Raw genomic sequence first — 17,554 nt, 5'->3', positions numbered from 1 at the left:
GGGGTTTTGGGCTGTTTATTTTTTGAAAATAGACAAAAACTGAATATTTCTTTGAAGCAGAAATATATCGTGAAGTAATGTCATGGCTAAAAAACCAATTTATAAGTCACTATATTTTCAAGTGATCGTTGCCATTATTGCGGGTGTTTTGGTGGGGCATTTCTCACCAAGTGGCACGCAAATTATCAATGGTACCGAGCAATACGTAAAAGGCTGGGGTGAATTGTTCTATCCACTAGGACAAGGTTTCATCAAGCTGATTAAAATGATTATTGCACCTGTGATCTTCTGTACCGTGGTAAGTGGTATTGCAGGTATGGAAAGCATGAAATCTGTGGGTAAGACAGGTGGGGTCGCTTTACTATACTTCGAAATCGTTTCGACCATCGCACTCATTATCGGTCTTGCAGTGATTAATATTGCAAAACCTGGTGTAGGCATGAACGTAGATCCAGCATCTTTAGATACTGCAGGTATTTCTAAATATGTTGAATCTGGTGCAGCACAATCTACCCAAGAATTTTTTATGAATATCATCCCAAACACCGTTGTTGGTGCGTTTGCTGAGGGTGAGATTCTTCAAGTTCTATTATTTGCCTTATTATTTGGTTTTGCATTGCATAAACTTGGTGATGCAGGTAAGCCTGTATTGAAGTTTATTGATCAAATTGCACATGTATTCTTTAACATTGTAAACATGATCATGAAGCTTGCGCCAATTGGTGCCTTCGGTGCGATGGCTTATACCATTGGTAAATATGGTATCGGTAGTTTGGCGCAATTGGGTCAGTTGATCATCTGCTTCTATATTACCTGTTTGCTGTTTATTTTCCTTGTACTTGGCTCAATTGCACGTATTTGCGGTTTCAGTATCCTCAAAATGATTCGTATGATTCGCGAAGAACTCTTGATCGTACTAGGTACGTCATCTTCAGAATCTGTACTGCCACGTATGTTGAAAAAACTCGAACTTGCAGGTGCAGAAAAATCTGTAGTGGGTCTGGTTATTCCAACAGGCTATTCATTTAACCTAGATGGTACGTCTATTTACCTGACTATGGCGGCGATCTTTATTGCACAAGCGACCAATACGCCGCTTGATATTTCGCATCAGATCACGTTGTTGTTGGTACTACTCATCTCATCTAAGGGTGCTGCGGGTGTGACGGGTTCAGGCTTTATTGTAATGGCTGCAACACTTTCTGCTGTGGGTCATATTCCTGTTGCCGGTTTGGCATTGATTCTTGGTATTGACCGTTTTATGTCAGAAGCACGTGCATTAACCAACCTTGTCGGTAACTCATTGGCAACGATTGTGGTTGCGAAATGGGTGGGTCAATTAGACAAAGAAAAACTGGATTTTGCTTTAGCAAATCCTGAAGAAATTGACCGTCAGATGCAAGAAGAAGGCAATGCACATCATGCATAACGCTGATGCTGTGATGTAAAAGATGTAATTAAAAAGGAAGCTTCGGCTTCCTTTTTTAATGCAAGGTCAAAGCCAAATTTGAACGCTTTAGTTTTTAGGCATGACGGCTGTTCTAAACTGCAATAGGATGGAGTTCAACAAAACAACAAACTCAACCAAGGAAGAAACACATGCTGGCTTATGATGCAGACTTAGAATTATTTCGAGATAACTTTCGCCGTTTTATGGCAGAGCATGTCGCACCACATTATGAGCAATGGGAACGTGAAGGCATTATGCCGCGTTCAGTATGGAATGCCTTGGGTGAAAATGGCTTTTTATGTGTCGATGTGCCTGAAGAATATGGCGGCTATGGCGTCCCAACGCATTATTCACTGATGCTAGTTGAAGAATCTGCGCGCGCAGGTTTTAGTGCATTATCGACAGGTATTTCATGCCATTCTGAAATTGCAGCACCGTATATTTTGCACATTGGTTCAGAAGAACAAAAACAACATTGGTTGCCGAAAATGGTCACGGGTGAAGTGGTTGGTGCCATTGGTATGACGGAGCCGGGTGCAGGTTCAGACTTACAGTCTATGCGCAGTAGTGCAATTTTGCAGGGCGATCATTATCTTCTCAATGGTTCGAAAACCTTTATCTCAAATGGTCAACATGCAGACCTAGTGGTATTGGCGGCGAAAACTGATCCACAAGCACGTGCTAAAGGCGTGTCATTACTTTTAGTCGATACCCATTTGGATGGATTTAAGAAAGGTACCAACCTCGACAAAATTGGTCTGCATGCGCAAGATACGTCAGAGTTGTTTTATGACAACGTCAAAGTGCCAAAAGAGCAACTTTTGGGACAAGCTGGACAAGGCTTTGCTTACTTGATGCAAGAGTTACCGCGTGAACGTACCGCAATTGCCTCGACTGCAATTGGTGCGATTCGTGGTTCCATTGATGTAGCAACGCAGTATGTTAAAGAGCGTCAAGCGTTCGGGCAGGCAATTGCACAGTTCCAAAATACTCGTTTTGTCTTGGCACAGGCTAAGATTGACGAATTGGCTACAGCGGCATTTTATAATCAAAATGTTGAACTTTATATGCAAGGCAAACTTGATGTTGAAACTGCAGCAGCACTCAAGAGCTTTTCTACCGATATGCAAATGAAAGTGGCCCATAATCTACTTCAATTATTTGGTGGCTATGGTTATATGACCGAATATCCAATTTCACGTTTCTTTGTTGATGCACGTATTCAGCAAATCTACGGTGGCACCAATGAAATTATGAAAGAAATCGTGGCACGAAGTATTTTAGGTCGATAAACAATTTATCAGGCTGAAATTAAAATAGCGAAGTGAAGACTTCGCTATTTTTTTTAGGATGTATTTCTATAGAGACGATGTATTTCTATAGATTTGCGTGTGTGAATTAGATTATGTGGTTGAGTTTGAGTGAATATATTGAGACCTATGACAATGAAGATTGCCCCAAAACTTGCAGACAGACTTCAATAAATTCAGACGTATCTGAAGTACTACGCGACGATATATACAGGTTATTATCATTCACGACCGATTGATCCGACACCACCACACCTGCGTTTAACAAAGCAGATTTCAGCGTTTCAGATTGGGCGAAATGGCGACCTTGTATGACACCAGCTTCTAATAACAACTGTGGACCATGGCAACTGCTTAAGATCGGCTTTTGGCTATCTGCAAAATTACGAACAAAATAGATAAAACGGTCATCTAAAGAGAGTTTCTCTGGGGAATAACCGCCGGGAATAAACAAGGCATCAAAATCATGCACAGAGGCGTCATCGATACTCTGATCAATGGTGATCTGGGAGCGTCGTTTCATGCCGTGAACGATTTTTCCAACCTGATCTTCGATATTGATAATGCTGTGCCGAGCGGCTCGAAAGGCCTCCACAGGCTCAAGGTACTCAATATCTTCAAAATCGTAGGTCACTAACACTGCAATTTTCTTGTGCATACTTGTACCTATGGGTCTGTTATTTTTTTTCTGATATTTAGACTACAAAGCAATGAAAAAAATTACCTGTGTCTTTTGTAATAAATGCGTCAATGACTGTAAACACTAGATGAAAGTGCCTATTAAGTCACTGAAAAAACGATCAATGACCAAGTGTTTATATAGATCATCTTTAAGTTTTAAATTATTTCTATGCCATGAAAGCCAAGTTTTGAATTTTTTCTTTTGCTTCAAGTATTGAAAGCAAAATTTAAAAATGAAATGACCAATGAAACAAATTGATTGATGGGCTTATAAGGGGATGGATCTGATGCAAATTTGGAGGAAAAGAGAAGGTCTATTTATTGTGCTGCTCAAGATGAATGATCAATAAAGCCGTCAAAAGGTAAGATTTGCCTTAATTATGGCTTTACCTATCAGTTTGGCTGTTTTGGCTCTTAAGTTAAGCTGATGAAGCTTTAATCAATTGTCTGTTTTTAAGGCTGAAACCATCAAAGTCGTATTGCGCAACATTTGAAAGCTAACTATTGTTATACTGTTTGCAAAATTTTTTTGAAGGGCGACATAACAATGATCAACGATGATCAAAACACTCCGACTTCTCTGGACTTAGCTCAAATTCGTGAAGATATCGACTCTGTTGATATGCAGATTCAACAACTTATCAACCGTCGTGCGAAACTAGCTGAAGCTGTGGCAAAAGCAAAATTTGCTGCAGAAGAGAATCCATTGTTTTATCGTCCTGAACGTGAGGCGCAAGTTTTACGTAAAGTTATGGATCGTAACGAAGGCCCATTGTCTGATGTGACAATGGCACGTTTATTCCGTGAGATCATGTCGGCTTGTTTAGCTCTTGAAGCACCGCAAAGTATTGCGTTCTTAGGTCCAGTTGGGACATATACACATTCGGCGGTGTTGAAACACTTTGGTCAAGACGCTGTTGTTCGCCCTCTTCCAACGATTGATGAAGTATTCCGTGAAGTAGAAGCAGGCAGTGCGCACTATGGTCTTGTGCCTGTAGAGAACTCATCTGAAGGTGTAGTGAACCATACCCTAGATTGCTTCAAATCTTCACATCTGAATGTTATTGGTGAAGTGGAGCTGCGTATTCATCACCAATTCTTAGTGTCTGAAAACACACGAAAAGACAGCATTAAACAGATTTATGCACATCAACAAACTTTGGCGCAATGCCGTGGTTGGTTAGATGCTCATTATCCAGGTGTAGAACGTGTTGCACTCAGTTCAAATGCAGAAGCTGCACGCCGTATTCGCAATGAATGGCACTCAGCAGCAATTGCTTCTGAAGTCGCTGCGAACATTTACAACCTTGAAATTTTGCATAGCAATATTGAAGACAATCCTGAAAATACTACTCGTTTCTTGGTGATTGGTCGTGAGAAAGTACCGCAATCGGGCAATGATAAAACTTCATTGTTGATTTCTGCGCATGACCGTGCAGGGGCGTTGCTTGAAATTCTTGCACCATTTGCAAAACACAATATCAGTTTGACCAGTATTGAAACACGTCCTGCCTTGCCTGAAAAATGGGCTTATGTCTTCTTTGTGGACTTGGAAGGTCATGTTGAGCAAGAAAACGTGAAAGCGGCAATTGAAGAAATTCGTCCATTGGTTAAAGAAATTCGTGTATTGGGTTCATATCCGATTGCTGTTCTTTAAGATCACAACTGTGATCAATTCCATCAGGAGTTGATCACCTTCATCATTTGAAAAAACTGGAAGTGTAAAATGACGTTTGTCCCAGCCAATGAAGGCATTGCAAAGCTAAAGCCTTACCAACCAGGTAAACCAATTAGTGAACTTGAGCGTGAGTTGGGTATTACAGATATCGTAAAACTCGCATCAAATGAAAACCCATTGGGTTGTTCTGACAAAGTGAAAGAAGCGGTTGCTGCTGAACTTGCAGAAATTGGTCGATATCCGGATGGTGGCGGTTTTATTTTGAAAGACCAAGTTGAAAAACAATTTGGTATTGCACATGACCGCATTACGTTGGGCAATGGTTCAAACGATCTTCTAGAAATTTTCGCTCGTGCTTTTGTTTCAGAGCAAGACTCTGTGGTGTATAGCCAACACGCATTTGCTGTGTATGGTCTGGTGACACAAGCCATTAATGCTGAAGCGATTGAAGTGCCTGCAAAAGGTTTTTCACATGACCTAGATGCAATGGCTGCGGCAATTAAAGACAATACTAAATTAATTTTTATTGCGAACCCAAATAATCCAACAGGTACATGGTTTGAAGAAGCTGAATTTGAAGCGTTCATGCAAAAAGTACCTGCAAATGTGATCGTGGTTTTAGATGAAGCTTATGTGGAATATTTCCCAGAAAACTTCAACAGCTTGAAATTCTTAGATCAATACGCAAACTTAATTGTGAGCCGCACCATGTCTAAGTGCTATGGCCTGGCTGCGCTACGTGTTGGGTTTGCTTTGGCTTCAGTTGAAGTGACGGATTTCCTTAATCGTATTCGTCAACCATTTAACGTGAACCATCTTGCGATGGTGGCTGCAGTTGCTGCACTTAAAGATGAAGCGTTTATTGAAAAATCACGCGTAGTGAACAAAGCGGGTATGGCTCAACTTGAGTCAGGCTTTGATGCTTTAGGTTTAGCGTATGTGCCTTCACGTGCCAACTTCATTTTAGTAAATGTAAAAGCAGATCCTGCACAGACTTTCAATGCTTTATTAAAAGAAGGTGTGATTGTTCGTCCAGTTGGTATCCCTGAGCATTTACGTGTATCAATTGGGACTGAAGCTGAAAATGCTAAATTCTTAGCGGCATTGGCTAAAGTTTTGGGCTTAGAGGTTAAAGCTTAAGTCATGTCTGTGCCACTATTTGAAAAAGTTGCTTTTATTGGGCTTGGACTGATTGGCTCAAGCCTAGCTCGTGTCATGATTGCTGAAGGATTGGCTAAGGAAATTGTGGCGTCTACGCGTTCACAAAAAACTTTAGAAGATGCAAAAGCTTTAGGGCTTATTCAGCAGGGTTATAGCGATCCTGCTGAAGCGGTCAAAGGTGCAGATCTCGTTGTCTTGGCTTTGCCTGTACGTGCGACACAAAAAGTCCTTGAAGCGATCAAACCTTATCTATCCGAACAGACGATTATTACCGATGTTGGAAGTACCAAAGGCAATGTTGTTGATGCAGCTAAAGCGGTTTATGGTGAGCAATTACCTGCTGGTTTTGTACCGGGGCATCCGATTGCGGGGGCTGAACTAACAGGTGTGCATGCCGGTAAGGTAGATTTATTTGCTAATCACAAAGTGATTTTGACACCATTACCTAGCAGTGCAGATTGGGCTGTAGAGAAACTGATTCAATTGTGGCAAGCTGCCAAAGCGGAAGTGATTTGCATGGATGTGGAAAAACACGATGAAGTGTTGGCCCATACCAGTCATCTTCCGCATTTGATGGCATTTAACTTGGTTGAGCAACTTGCGAACCGAGAAGATAATCTAGATATTTTCCGTTATGCCGCTGGCGGTTTTCGTGATTTCTCACGCATTGCTGCAAGCGACCCACATATGTGGCATGACATCTTTTTTGCCAATAAAAAGGCAATTTTAAATGCGGTAGATGGCTTTGAAAAACAATTGGCTATTCTTCGTAAACTGATTGAAGATGAAAACTCACAAGCGTTGATGGGACTGTTGGGGCATGCACAAGCGGCACGTCAACATTTCAATCACATGCTCGCAAAGAAACCACTGATGGAGAAAAATAAAGTGACGACACAGCAATTCAAAATTTTACCGGGTCCAAAGCAATTCCAAGGTAAATTTACTGTGCCAGGTGATAAATCTGTGTCACATCGCTCTATCATGTTTGGTGCTATTGCAGAAGGCACAACGCATGTCACGGGTTTCCTTGAAGGTGAAGATGCCTTGGCAACCCTCCAAGCATTCCGTGATATGGGAGTGAGTATTGAAGGCCCTAAAAATGGCGAAGTCACCATTCATGGTGTAGGCATGCATGGTTTAAAAGCACCTGCAGGCGCTTTGTATATGGGTAACTCAGGCACTTCAATGCGTTTGCTTTCAGGCATGTTGTCGGCACAGAAGTTTGATTCGGTGATGACGGGTGATGCGTCATTATCAAAACGTCCAATGGAACGTATTGCCAAACCATTACGTGAAATGGGTGCGCAAATTCAAACTACAGGTGAGCGTGGTACGCCGCCCGTGTCTATTTCCGGAAGTCAAAACCTGAAAGGTATTCACTACGACTTACCAATGGCATCTGCACAAGTAAAATCTGGTATTTTGTTGGCAGGTCTTTGGGCGGAAGGTGAAACTGTTGTCACTGAGCCAGAACCGACACGTGACCATTCTGAACGTATGCTTCGTGCATTTGGTTATGACGTGAAAACAGAAGGCAACCGCATTTCACTTCAAGGTGGCGGCAAGTTAGTCGGTACGGACATTCAAGTACCCTCTGACATTTCATCTGCAGCATTCTTTATGGTGGGTGCAGCGATTACTGAAGGTTCAGATGTCACACTTGAAGCGGTCGGCGTTAATCCAACACGTACAGGTGTGATCGAAATTTTAAAACAGATGGGTGCTGACCTGACTGTTGAAAATGAACGTATCGCTGGCGGTGAGCCGATTGCAGATATTCGTATTCGTGGTTCACGTACACTCAAAGGCATTCATATGCCAGAAGATCAAGTGCCATTGGCGATTGATGAATTCCCAGCGTTATTTATTGCTGCTGCATGTGCAGAGGGTCAAACCATTTTGACTGGTGCAGCTGAACTTCGAGTGAAAGAATCAGACCGTATTCAAGTGATGGCAGATGGCCTAAAAATTATGGGTATCGATTGTACGCCAACCGAGGACGGCATTATCATTGAAGGTCAAGGCAAAGCGGGTGAGTGGGGTGCAATCTTCACAGGTGGTCAAATCGAATCACATCATGACCACCGTATTGCAATGAGCTTCTCAATGGCAGGTTTACGTACTTCGGGTGAAATTAATATCGTGGGTACAGAAACTGTTGCGACCAGCTTCCCGACATTTACAGAGCTAGCGATTCAAGCCGGTTTAACGATTGTGGTAAGTGAATAAATAATTCACTAAATTTGTATATTTATTCAACAACAGCCAAGCAAATGCTTGGCTGTTTGGTTTGAATTGCTTATGCTAAAACCATACAACAAGAATGTCTTTGGATAGATACATGAGAAAACTACAATTCACCGCCCATAGCGATTCAAATCGAGTTGAAAGCAGTGCTGATACGCAAACTCAAGTGGCTGAGTTTTTAGCAAGTAAGCTTGAGAAATATGGCTTTCAAACGTTATCGCAAAGTGGTGATCAGATTGCAGTCAGTGTCGATCAACATGAATTGCCACTTTCAGTGACATGTCAGGGGCAGGATGAATCAGGTCGTCTAGTCTGTGAAATTACCTCTTATCCAGATGAAGACCAAGATTGGTTAGATCGTATTACTGAGCAAAGTTTGTTGAATCAATTGGCTCAAGCGGTCGAAAACAGTTTAAAAGAAGAAGACTCGTATAGTGAGTTTCAATGGAAACAAATGACGAAATGAACTGAAAAATTGAATTAAAAATCATCTATAAAAAAGCAGCATAGCGCTGCTTTTTTGTTTTTAACAGAATGTATTGAACAAGGTTATAGACATTCAATATTGATTGGATTAATGGTTCGATTGCTCTTTTTCACATAGTCACACATTTTTTCTGACTCTTGTTCATTGAGTCCCCAAAACACAATCACACCACGTTGATCAGTCAATTTGCTATCGCTAAGATAAATATAATGGGTGTCATGATAGTTTTTATCGAGCATATCTTTATATTTTTGATCGGTAAAAGATGAACAAGACGAAATATCTGCTTCTTTACACACCGAGTCACTCGAACAGCGTTGCTTAAAGGTTGAAATCATATTCATGGTGTCAGTGCTGTTGAGTTGGGCTTCACACACTTGGCTGTTGGGAAAGTCATAGACCATCTTTAAGCTAAAATCACGACCATCGACATTCATCTTGTATGACGCAGTCAAATAGGCTTTGGGACCATCGTTCGCTGCAACTGTAGACGATGGCAAATTCGTCGTTGTGGAAGGGGTTGAATTAAAATAATAGACCAAAGCTGCAATGCCTAGACTTAAAATCACAGCAACAATATATTTCATTTTTCCCTCTAAATTTTATCTTAATTTTTCTGGGTATTATTTCTATAGTTGGTCATATAAACAAGTAAATAATTGGTTTTTCGATAAAAAAAATGTTGCGTAATAAAAATTAAACTAGCGACGAATTAGGTCATTACATGTTGAATAGATAATGATGGCCAATGCACTAAAAAGATGGATAAATCGAAGTGCTGTAGGTGAATTTATCTGAAATATGGGTGGGGAATAGAGCGGTCACTAGGCAAGAAAAATGAGCCAGTTAAGCTGACTCATTTTTGGTATTGTTTATACTAAAAAGCGTGAAATCGCGATACGAAGCTGTTTTAGATAACCTGTAAAGAAGTGGTTTGCACCTGGTAAAACCGTGATTAAATGGCGCTGTGGTTTGGCCCACTGAATCAAGTCAGATAACAGTGTGACATTATCTTCTTCACCATGAATAAATAAAATATCACCCTTAATATGCGGAGTCACATAGTGACGCACACCTGCAACTGTTGTGGTTGGTAGGCCACATAAAATAGTTTGTACAGGCTGCAATTCTACTGGCAATAGGGCATAGCATTTAGTCATGACATTTGCACCAAAACTAAAACCGCCTGCATAAAATGGCAGGTTCGGATGTTGGTTACGAGCAAATTCAATGACTTGCATAGTGTCTTTGGTTTCACCATTGCCTTCGTCATGTATTCCTGCACTTTGGCCAGAACCACGGAAACTTGGGCGATAGACAACATAGCCACGCTCTAAGAACATTTGTGCTAAAAGCACAGGGACTTTGTGCTGTGGTGTGCCACCTTGCAATGGGTGAGGGTGTGTAACTACCGCGAATCCTTTCACTTCACCCTGTGGATAATCAACAAAAATTTCAAGTTGACCCATCGGCCCTTGAATGAACATTTGTTTTGACATAATTACTAAAATGTGAAAGCGGGAGAGACTATAGTTTACAGATTAATATTATCTAAAACACAGATTGGCTTTGAAATTACTCTACTGTTATAGTTTGTTTAATTAAAAATTAATCAGGATGTTTATGCTCGCTTTAATTTCTCCAGCAAAAACTTTAGATTACGAAACCGCTTTACCGACTGAAAAATTTACTCAACCACGACTATTAGATCATTCTGAAGAATTGATCTCAGTCGCACGTAAATTGTCGGCGAGTGAAATTTCAAGCTTGATGAGTGTCAGTGAGAAAATTGCGACATTAAATGTTGAACGCTTCCGAGATTGGCAGCCTGATTTTGATTTTGCGAATGCACGCCAAGCAATCTTTGCCTTTAAAGGTGATGTTTATACGGGTTTAGATGCATACAAACTTGCAAATACCGACCTTCAATATGCACAAACCCATTTGCGTATGCTCTCGGGTCTCTATGGTTTATTGCGTCCGCTTGATCTAATGATGCCATATCGTTTAGAAATGGGAACCAAGTTACAAAACCCACGTGGACATAACCTGTACGAGTTTTGGGACAATATCATCACCAATCTGATTAATGATGATTTGGCAAAAGCGGGTTCTGAAATTTTGGTCAACATCGCTTCAGATGAATACTATAAGTCGGTAAAAGAAGCAAAAATCAAAGCCGAAATCATCAAGCCTGTTTTTCTGGACCAAAAGAACGGCAAATATAAAGTCATCAGTTTCTATGCCAAAAAGGCACGTGGCTTAATGGCGCGTTATTTGTTGGAAAATAAAATTGAACGTATTGAAGACATTAAGTCCTTCAATACCGATGGTTATTATTTCGATGCAGAGAGTAGCTTAAAGGGCGAATTGGTCTTTAAGCGAGACGAACAACAAGCCGCTTAATTTCGAAATTGAAAAACTTAGACCGAAAAGAATATGAATAGCCGCTGCTTAGAACTCAGCGGCTTTTTTTATCTTCTTCATTCGAGATGTAATGGTGGGTCTGTGAAATTGATCGTGCTTTAAATTTCGCAGGTGAAATGATCTATGATTTGAGGTTGTTTGCGGAAAAGGCTTCGAAAAAACATTCAGTTATTATCTTGTCTATCAGTCTAAAATATATTACAAAGTTAACATTGATCGAACAAATAGCTTATTAAATGACTTAATAAGATATAAAATTGTGAAACACGTCACTTTTTTGTTTAAGTTTTTTGTTATTATAGCCAAATATTTAAACATGAATAAAATTTTGTTATGAAAAAAATACTGATACCAATTTTTATACTCAGCATTGTGTTTTTAGGGTTTAGTGTTTATAAGAATGCAGAGTTAAAGCGACAGCAAGAAATTAATCAGGTGTTCAATGATGATTTGAGCGCATCACCTTATATGCGCTAAAAAAAATCAATCTTGCTGCTTTTGCATTGAGCTCAAGCATGGTCTTGAAGTGTTCGTTTAAATATTGATATTTTATTTTTATATATAATAATTTGAAACTTTATAAAGAAAACAATGTCTTAAATTTACTAAATTGAAAAGCGATGAAAATGTGGAAACATTAAAAAATCAATGTGTTATAATTTGCCGAAATTAATTTGATCAGTATTTATTGATATTAAATACGAATTAAATGACATAAATAGAGGAGCTGCATAGGTTTATGCAGCTTTTTTGTTTGCAAATTTCAACATTTGTACCGTGTTGTATGTTGTTGAAAATAGGATTTTTTAAAGCCTACAATCTGCCGAATTGGCATATTCGTTGCTTAGGCATACACAAAATTAATGATGAATACATGACATGATTAATTTTGTGGAATGCTTATATGCATAAAGTTTACTTCATAGGGGCTAGGTCATGACGACTCCTAATCCATCTTCCGAGAACATGCTTGAACGTCTGTTTAAACTGAGCGAAAACAAAACCAGTTTCAAAACAGAAGTCATTGCAGGTGTAACTACTTTCTTGACAATGTGTTACATCATTATTGTCAATCCAATGATTTTGTCCGAAACGGGTATGGATCATGGCGCTGTTTTTGTCGCAACCTGTCTAGCAGCAGCCATTGGCTGTTTGGTGATGGGGCTTGTTGCTAACTATCCAATTGCCTTAGCACCCGGTATGGGCTTAAACGCTTACTTTACCTATTCTGTATGTTTGGGTATGGGCGTGGAATGGCAAACTGCTTTAGCAGCTGTTTTTGTCTCTGGCCTTGTTTTTATCGCTATCAGCATGTTCAAAATCCGTGAAGCGATTGTCAATGCGATTCCAATGTCGCTTAAACTGGCGATCGGCGGCGGTATTGGTTTATTCCTTGCACTGGTTTCTTTGAAAAATGCCGGCATTATTGTTGATAACCCTGCAACATTGGTTAGTCTGGGTGATTTAAAACAGCCGTCTGTCTTGTTGGCTTTACTTGGCTTCTTGATGGTTGTGGTTATGCATCACTTCAAAGTACGTGGTGCAATCATCATCAGTATTTTGGTGATTACTGCAATTTCAACCCTACTGGGCTTCAACGAATTTAAAGGTGTTGTAGGTGCTATTCCTTCAATCGCTCCAACATTCATGCAAATGAACTTCGAAGGTCTATTCACAGCAAGTTTGATTGGCGTAATCTTTGTATTCTTCTTGGTTGATTTATTTGACTCTACAGGTACATTGGTCGGTGTATCACACCGTGCAGGCTTATTAAAAGACGGTAAATTACCACGTTTGAAGAAAGCATTATTTGCTGACTCATCTGCAATTGTTGCGGGTGCGGCATTGGGTACGTCTTCGACTACGCCTTATATTGAATCATCAGCAGGTGTTGCTGCCGGTGGTCGTACAGGGTTAACTGCAGTTGTAGTTGCTGTATTGTTTATTTTGGCATTGTTCTTAGCACCACTTGCTCAGTCTGTACCAGGTTTTGCAACTGCGCCAGCATTATTGTTTGTTGGTGTGTTGATGATTCAAGGTATCGTTCATATTGAGTGGGATGATATTACTGAAGCAGTCCCTGCATTCTTAACAATTGTATTTATGCCGTTTACCTATTCAATTGCAGACGGTATTGCAATGGGCTTCATCAGCTATGCATTAGTTAAATTGCTTACAGGTAAAGCGAAAACTGTACCGTATATGGTCTGGATTATTGCTGCACTTTGGGCATTAAAATTTGCTGCATTTGGCGGTTAATACTGTCAAATAGCGAAAGGGTGTAAACTCAGTTTGCACCCTTTTTTATTTTTATGAGGATAAAAGATGGATCAACTTGAGCTGATTCGCGCTTTGCCAAAAGCAGAGCTACATGTGCATATTGAAGGGACATTTGAGCCTGAACTCATGTTTGCAATTGCCCAACGCAACAATATTGCAATCCCTTATCAATCAGTCGAAGAATTAAAAGAAGCGTATAATTTTCATAATTTACAGTCTTTTTTAGATATTTATTATGCAGGTGCAAATGTACTGATTCATGAGCAAGATTTTTATGATTTGGCATGGGTATACTTTGAAAAATGTGCAGAAGATCATGTGGTTCATACCGAAATGTTCTTCGACCCACAAACCCATACAGACCGTGGTGTTGCTTTTGAAACTGTTTTGAATGGCTTACAACGCGCTTGTGATGATGCTAAAACGAAACTGGGCATTAGCTCACATCTGATTATGTGCTTCTTGCGTCATTTATCTGAAGACGCAGCATTTGCAACATTAGAACAAGCTTTACCATATAAAGATCAAATTATTGGTGTCGGTTTAGATTCGAGTGAAGTGGGTCATCCACCATCAAAATTCGAACGTGTTTTTGCAAAAGCCCGTGAAGCAGGTTTTCTTATCGTTGCGCATGCAGGGGAAGAAGGTCCAGCAGAATACGTATGGGAAGCCTTGGATCTACTGAAAGTAAATCGTGTTGACCATGGTGTACGTTCAGAAGAAGATCCTGCTTTGATGCAGCGTTTAATTGCAGAGAAAATGCCATTAACCGTTTGCCCACTGAGCAATTTAAAGCTCTGTGTGGTAAAAGATATGGCTGAGCATAATATTCGCCGTCTCTTGCAACAAGGTGTGCATGTGACCGTCAATTCAGATGATCCATCTTACTTTGGTGGTTATATGAATGATAACTTTGTTGCGATCACCAAAGCGCTTGATTTAAGCAATGTAGAGTTAAAGCAACTGGCAATCAACTCTTTTGAAGCATCATTTATTTCAGATGCTGAAAAACAAGCTTGGATTAAAAAGATTGAAGCGTTGAATTAATAATCAGCGTATAATCTCAGGCAGTGAATATTCACTGCCTTTTTTATGTTTAAATCATGCTTTTCTCTCATTCAAATCGCTCTATATTTGCCTCATCGATTACATTTTTAGCCGTAGTATTGATTTCATCGGCTGCTATTGCAGATAAATCAAGTTTAAGTCAGCGTATGCTAAAGCCCGTGATTGAATATCAATGCTCGCAAGAATTAAATACTTCTAAAATTTGGAAAGGTGCTGCGTTGTTTATGAGTGCTCAACAGAAAAAAGACAATCAAGCTGCGATTTGTCAGTGCGTGAGTGAGCATGCCATGGATGATATCGGTGCGAAAGATCTGATGACTGCTGCTGTGAATGAAACTGAAAAGAATAAACTGATTTCTAAAGCGGTTTTGAATAGTATGCGCGGCTGTGCTCAGCAAGTGCTGAATTAAAAGATGATGCTCACAATAAAAGCCACATGATGTGGCTTTTATTTTGTCTTTATTAGGGTTTTGGTTGTCGTGTCATACTTTTGAGCACATGGTCTTTATCAATAAAATGATGTTTCAACGCTGCCAAAATATGACCCACTAAGAGCAAGCCTGCTGCCCAAGAAATCCAAATATGTAGCGGTTTCACGATGGCTAATAATTCAGGATTATCTTGGACCAAGCGTGGTATTTCAAACAAATACAGGACAGGGGCAGGGTGAGCTGCACTCCAGCTAAATAAGCAACCTTTAATCGGTAAAGCCAGTAGTACAAAATACAGTGCTAAATGACCCAAATGTGCCAAGGTTTTCATGCCGGATGACATACTGTCAGGTAATTCAGGTGTGGGGTGGGTATAACGCCAAAAGATTCGTAGCACCACCATAAAAATAATCGTAGTCGCAATATTTTTATGGAGGGTAATGACTTGCCCTTTAAAGCTACCATCGACGTCATAACTCAGAAAATTGCCACTATAAAAGCCAATTAACCATGCCACGATGAATATGATCGCCATCAGCCAATGTAAGACCTGAGCTGTTCGAGTGTAGTATTGTGTGTTATTGCTCATGTTGATTATTTAAGCGTCCAATCTTATGCAGATTCTAATACAGACCACAAAAATATGCGTCGTTTAAAATCGGGACACTGTGTTGTGAATATGCAACACAGGCTTTGATGATTAACTACACAACTACCGAATTTATTTTAAATAGTCATATCAGATGGTGTGTGATTTGGGGCACAATATGCGCGTTAATTAACAGAACAAAGGAAATATTCGTGAAAAAATTAGTTGCTGTTCTAGCGCCATTAGCGCTTGTTCTTTCTGCATGTGCTGCGACTGGTACAACAGGTACAAGTTCTACAGGTACAACTTCAGCAAACAGCTTGGCAATGATGGCGGTTAAAGTGGGTGTTCAAGCGAAATGCGTGACTGAGCTAAATAACAACAGCTACTGGAAAACAGGTTCAAAATTATTAACAGAAACTCAAAAATCTGAACTACAAACTGAAGTTTGTTCATGTGTAGGCGAGAAAGCGACAACTAGCGTGACTGCAACGGATTTGGTTGTAGCAGCAATGGATAAAACTTCACAAGCTAATCTTGCGGCTAAAATCGTGACAAATACTTTAAATGCTTGCGTGATCGAAACATTTAAAAACTAAGATTTAGAACAATTTATACGACCCAAACAGTGGTATTGCTGAGTATTAGCAAATCCAAATTAAGGGTCGTATTTTATTTTGAGTGAGAGATATATGAAAATTGCTGGTGCAGATGAAGCGGGTCGCGGTCCATTGGTGGGTTCGGTTGTTGCGGCAGCTGTCATTTTAGATCCAAATAACCCGATTGAAGGTCTAAACGATTCTAAGAAACTCACTGAAAAAAAACGTGAAAAGTTATTTATTGAGATTCAAGAAAAAGCCTTGGCTTGGGCGATTGCTGAAAGTTCTGCACAAGAAATTGATGAGATCAATATTTTGCAAGCATCATTACTTGCAATGCGTCGTGCAGTGGAAAAACTCAGTGTGCAGCCAGAACACGTGTTGGTCGATGGTAATAAAGTCCCAACCGGTTTAGCGATGAGCTGTGATGCTGTCGTAGGTGGTGATGCGATTCATCCTGAAATTTCGGCTGCGAGTATTTTGGCAAAAGTGACTCGAGACCACGAAATGGTTGAACTAGATGCAAAATATCCACAGTATGGTTTTGCGAAACACAAGGGCTATCCAACCAAAGCACACTTTGAAGCAATTGCGCAGTATGGGGTGATTGATGAACATCGCCGCAGTTTTGGTCCCGTACGTAAAGTTCTAGAAGGGCAGTAATAAAGCTTAGTTGAACGTCTATAGTAAAAGCATGTTCTAGATAAATTTAAAGCGGCCTAATGAGCCGCTTTATCATTTAAACAACTTAAATCTTAACGATTATAGTTATTTTGGGAATAATCAGTTTCTTCAAAAGATGGCTGATATTCTTGATCAATGTTTTGGAGATGTTCGTGCATTGCGCGTTCATGTTGAATTCGTTGGTAAATTTCTTCACGATGAACAGATACTTCTTTTGGAGCATTCACGCCAATACGAACCTGATTACCTTTAACACCAAGTACAGTCACGCTAACTTGGTCTCCAATCATTAATGTTTCTCCGACACGACGAGTCAGAATCAGCATGTTTCTCTCCTTGCAAAATGCAAAACCTGCAAATGATCTGTTATGTAAAATTCATAACTTGTAAAAGCAAAAAATTTAGCAGTGCATCTGAAACAATCATTGTGACAGTCGCAAACTGAGTAAATTTTAAAAT

17 protein-coding genes are annotated in these 17,554 nt (G+C 40.0%); 12 read left to right on the top strand and 5 right to left on the bottom strand.

Annotation, left to right across the window (positions count from 1 at the left end; all coding sequences use genetic code 11):
- The first annotated feature begins 82 nt into the window (after positions 1-82).
- Together MST16_RS11340 and MST16_RS11335 are read left to right on the top strand one after the other, a co-directional pair.
- Complete coding sequence (locus MST16_RS11340; protein WP_180005246.1) at positions 83-1,429, top strand: dicarboxylate/amino acid:cation symporter; 1,347 nt, start codon at positions 83-85, stop codon at positions 1,427-1,429.
- A gap of 170 nt (positions 1,430-1,599) precedes the next feature.
- Complete coding sequence (locus MST16_RS11335) at positions 1,600-2,742, top strand: acyl-CoA dehydrogenase family protein (RefSeq protein ID WP_180010863.1); 1,143 nt, start codon at positions 1,600-1,602, stop codon at positions 2,740-2,742.
- 145 nt (positions 2,743-2,887) lie between these two features.
- Here the strand turns inward: MST16_RS11335 and MST16_RS11330 are convergent, their stop codons facing one another.
- Positions 2,888-3,418, bottom strand: coding sequence for a DJ-1/PfpI family protein (locus tag MST16_RS11330; RefSeq protein WP_180010860.1), 531 nt, complete (start codon positions 3,416-3,418; stop codon positions 2,888-2,890).
- A gap of 570 nt (positions 3,419-3,988) precedes the next feature.
- Here MST16_RS11330 and pheA point away from each other — a divergent pair.
- From pheA to MST16_RS11310, 4 genes are all read left to right on the top strand, one after another.
- Positions 3,989-5,098, top strand: coding sequence for a prephenate dehydratase (pheA, locus tag MST16_RS11325; RefSeq protein WP_078194414.1), 1,110 nt, complete (start codon positions 3,989-3,991; stop codon positions 5,096-5,098).
- 69 nt (positions 5,099-5,167) lie between these two features.
- The gene (gene hisC / locus MST16_RS11320) at positions 5,168-6,259 is read left to right on the top strand and encodes a histidinol-phosphate transaminase (RefSeq protein ID WP_180010858.1); all 1,092 of its coding nucleotides are present in this window, start codon (positions 5,168-5,170) and stop codon (positions 6,257-6,259) included.
- A gap of 3 nt (positions 6,260-6,262) precedes the next feature.
- Positions 6,263-8,512: a bifunctional prephenate dehydrogenase/3-phosphoshikimate 1-carboxyvinyltransferase gene (locus MST16_RS11315; protein ID WP_180010856.1), complete on the top strand. Its 2,250-nt coding sequence runs from the start codon at positions 6,263-6,265 to the stop codon at positions 8,510-8,512.
- Between the two features lie 112 nt (positions 8,513-8,624).
- Entirely contained in the window at positions 8,625-8,996 is a 372-nt protein-coding gene (locus tag MST16_RS11310; RefSeq protein WP_180010854.1) for a hypothetical protein, read from the top strand.
- Between the two features lie 83 nt (positions 8,997-9,079).
- Here MST16_RS11310 and MST16_RS11305 read toward each other — a convergent pair whose 3' ends face one another.
- Both MST16_RS11305 and MST16_RS11300 read right to left on the bottom strand, forming a co-directional pair.
- On the bottom strand, positions 9,080-9,604 hold the full coding sequence (locus tag MST16_RS11305) for a hypothetical protein (protein ID WP_180010853.1): 525 nt from the start codon (positions 9,602-9,604) through the stop codon (positions 9,080-9,082).
- Between the two features lie 285 nt (positions 9,605-9,889).
- Entirely contained in the window at positions 9,890-10,516 is a 627-nt protein-coding gene (locus MST16_RS11300; RefSeq protein WP_180010851.1) for an alpha/beta hydrolase, read from the bottom strand.
- Positions 10,517-10,640: 124 nt separating this feature from the next.
- On the opposite strand from MST16_RS11300, the gene yaaA reads away from it, so the two are divergent.
- From yaaA to MST16_RS11280, 4 genes are all read left to right on the top strand, one after another.
- Positions 10,641-11,423, top strand: coding sequence for a peroxide stress protein YaaA (yaaA, locus tag MST16_RS11295; RefSeq protein WP_168379341.1), 783 nt, complete (start codon positions 10,641-10,643; stop codon positions 11,421-11,423).
- Between the two features lie 957 nt (positions 11,424-12,380).
- Positions 12,381-13,703 (top strand): NCS2 family permease, encoded by a 1,323-nt coding sequence (locus MST16_RS11290; protein ID WP_111885323.1) that lies wholly within the window; start codon positions 12,381-12,383, stop codon positions 13,701-13,703.
- 66 nt (positions 13,704-13,769) lie between these two features.
- Complete coding sequence (locus MST16_RS11285) at positions 13,770-14,771, top strand: adenosine deaminase (RefSeq protein ID WP_180010849.1); 1,002 nt, start codon at positions 13,770-13,772, stop codon at positions 14,769-14,771.
- A gap of 56 nt (positions 14,772-14,827) precedes the next feature.
- Positions 14,828-15,202, top strand: coding sequence for a hypothetical protein (locus MST16_RS11280; protein WP_180010847.1), 375 nt, complete (start codon positions 14,828-14,830; stop codon positions 15,200-15,202).
- A 52-nt stretch (positions 15,203-15,254) separates the two neighbouring features.
- On the opposite strand, the gene MST16_RS11275 is transcribed toward MST16_RS11280, so the two are convergent.
- The gene (locus MST16_RS11275) at positions 15,255-15,812 is read right to left on the bottom strand and encodes a cytochrome b (RefSeq protein WP_180010845.1); all 558 of its coding nucleotides are present in this window, start codon (positions 15,810-15,812) and stop codon (positions 15,255-15,257) included.
- Positions 15,813-16,024: 212 nt separating this feature from the next.
- Here MST16_RS11275 and MST16_RS11270 point away from each other — a divergent pair, with 212 nt between their 5' ends.
- Complete coding sequence (locus MST16_RS11270; protein WP_168379346.1) at positions 16,025-16,411, top strand: hypothetical protein; 387 nt, start codon at positions 16,025-16,027, stop codon at positions 16,409-16,411.
- Between the two features lie 93 nt (positions 16,412-16,504).
- Positions 16,505-17,074, top strand: coding sequence for a ribonuclease HII (gene rnhB, locus MST16_RS11265; protein ID WP_111885320.1), 570 nt, complete (start codon positions 16,505-16,507; stop codon positions 17,072-17,074).
- Positions 17,075-17,166: 92 nt separating this feature from the next.
- Here rnhB and csrA read toward each other — a convergent pair whose 3' ends face one another.
- Positions 17,167-17,421 carry a carbon storage regulator CsrA gene (csrA, locus tag MST16_RS11260; protein WP_078189080.1) on the bottom strand — a complete coding sequence of 85 codons (255 nt, stop codon included), beginning with the start codon at positions 17,419-17,421 and terminating at the stop codon, positions 17,167-17,169.
- Positions 17,422-17,554 lie beyond the last annotated feature (133 nt).

The organism is Acinetobacter sp. YH16040_T (assembly GCF_024605785.1).
Lineage (GTDB): Bacteria > Pseudomonadota > Gammaproteobacteria > Pseudomonadales > Moraxellaceae > Acinetobacter > Acinetobacter amyesii.
The sequence above is the reverse complement of the archived record's forward strand: the minus strand, read 5'-3'. Positions and strand labels throughout refer to the sequence as shown.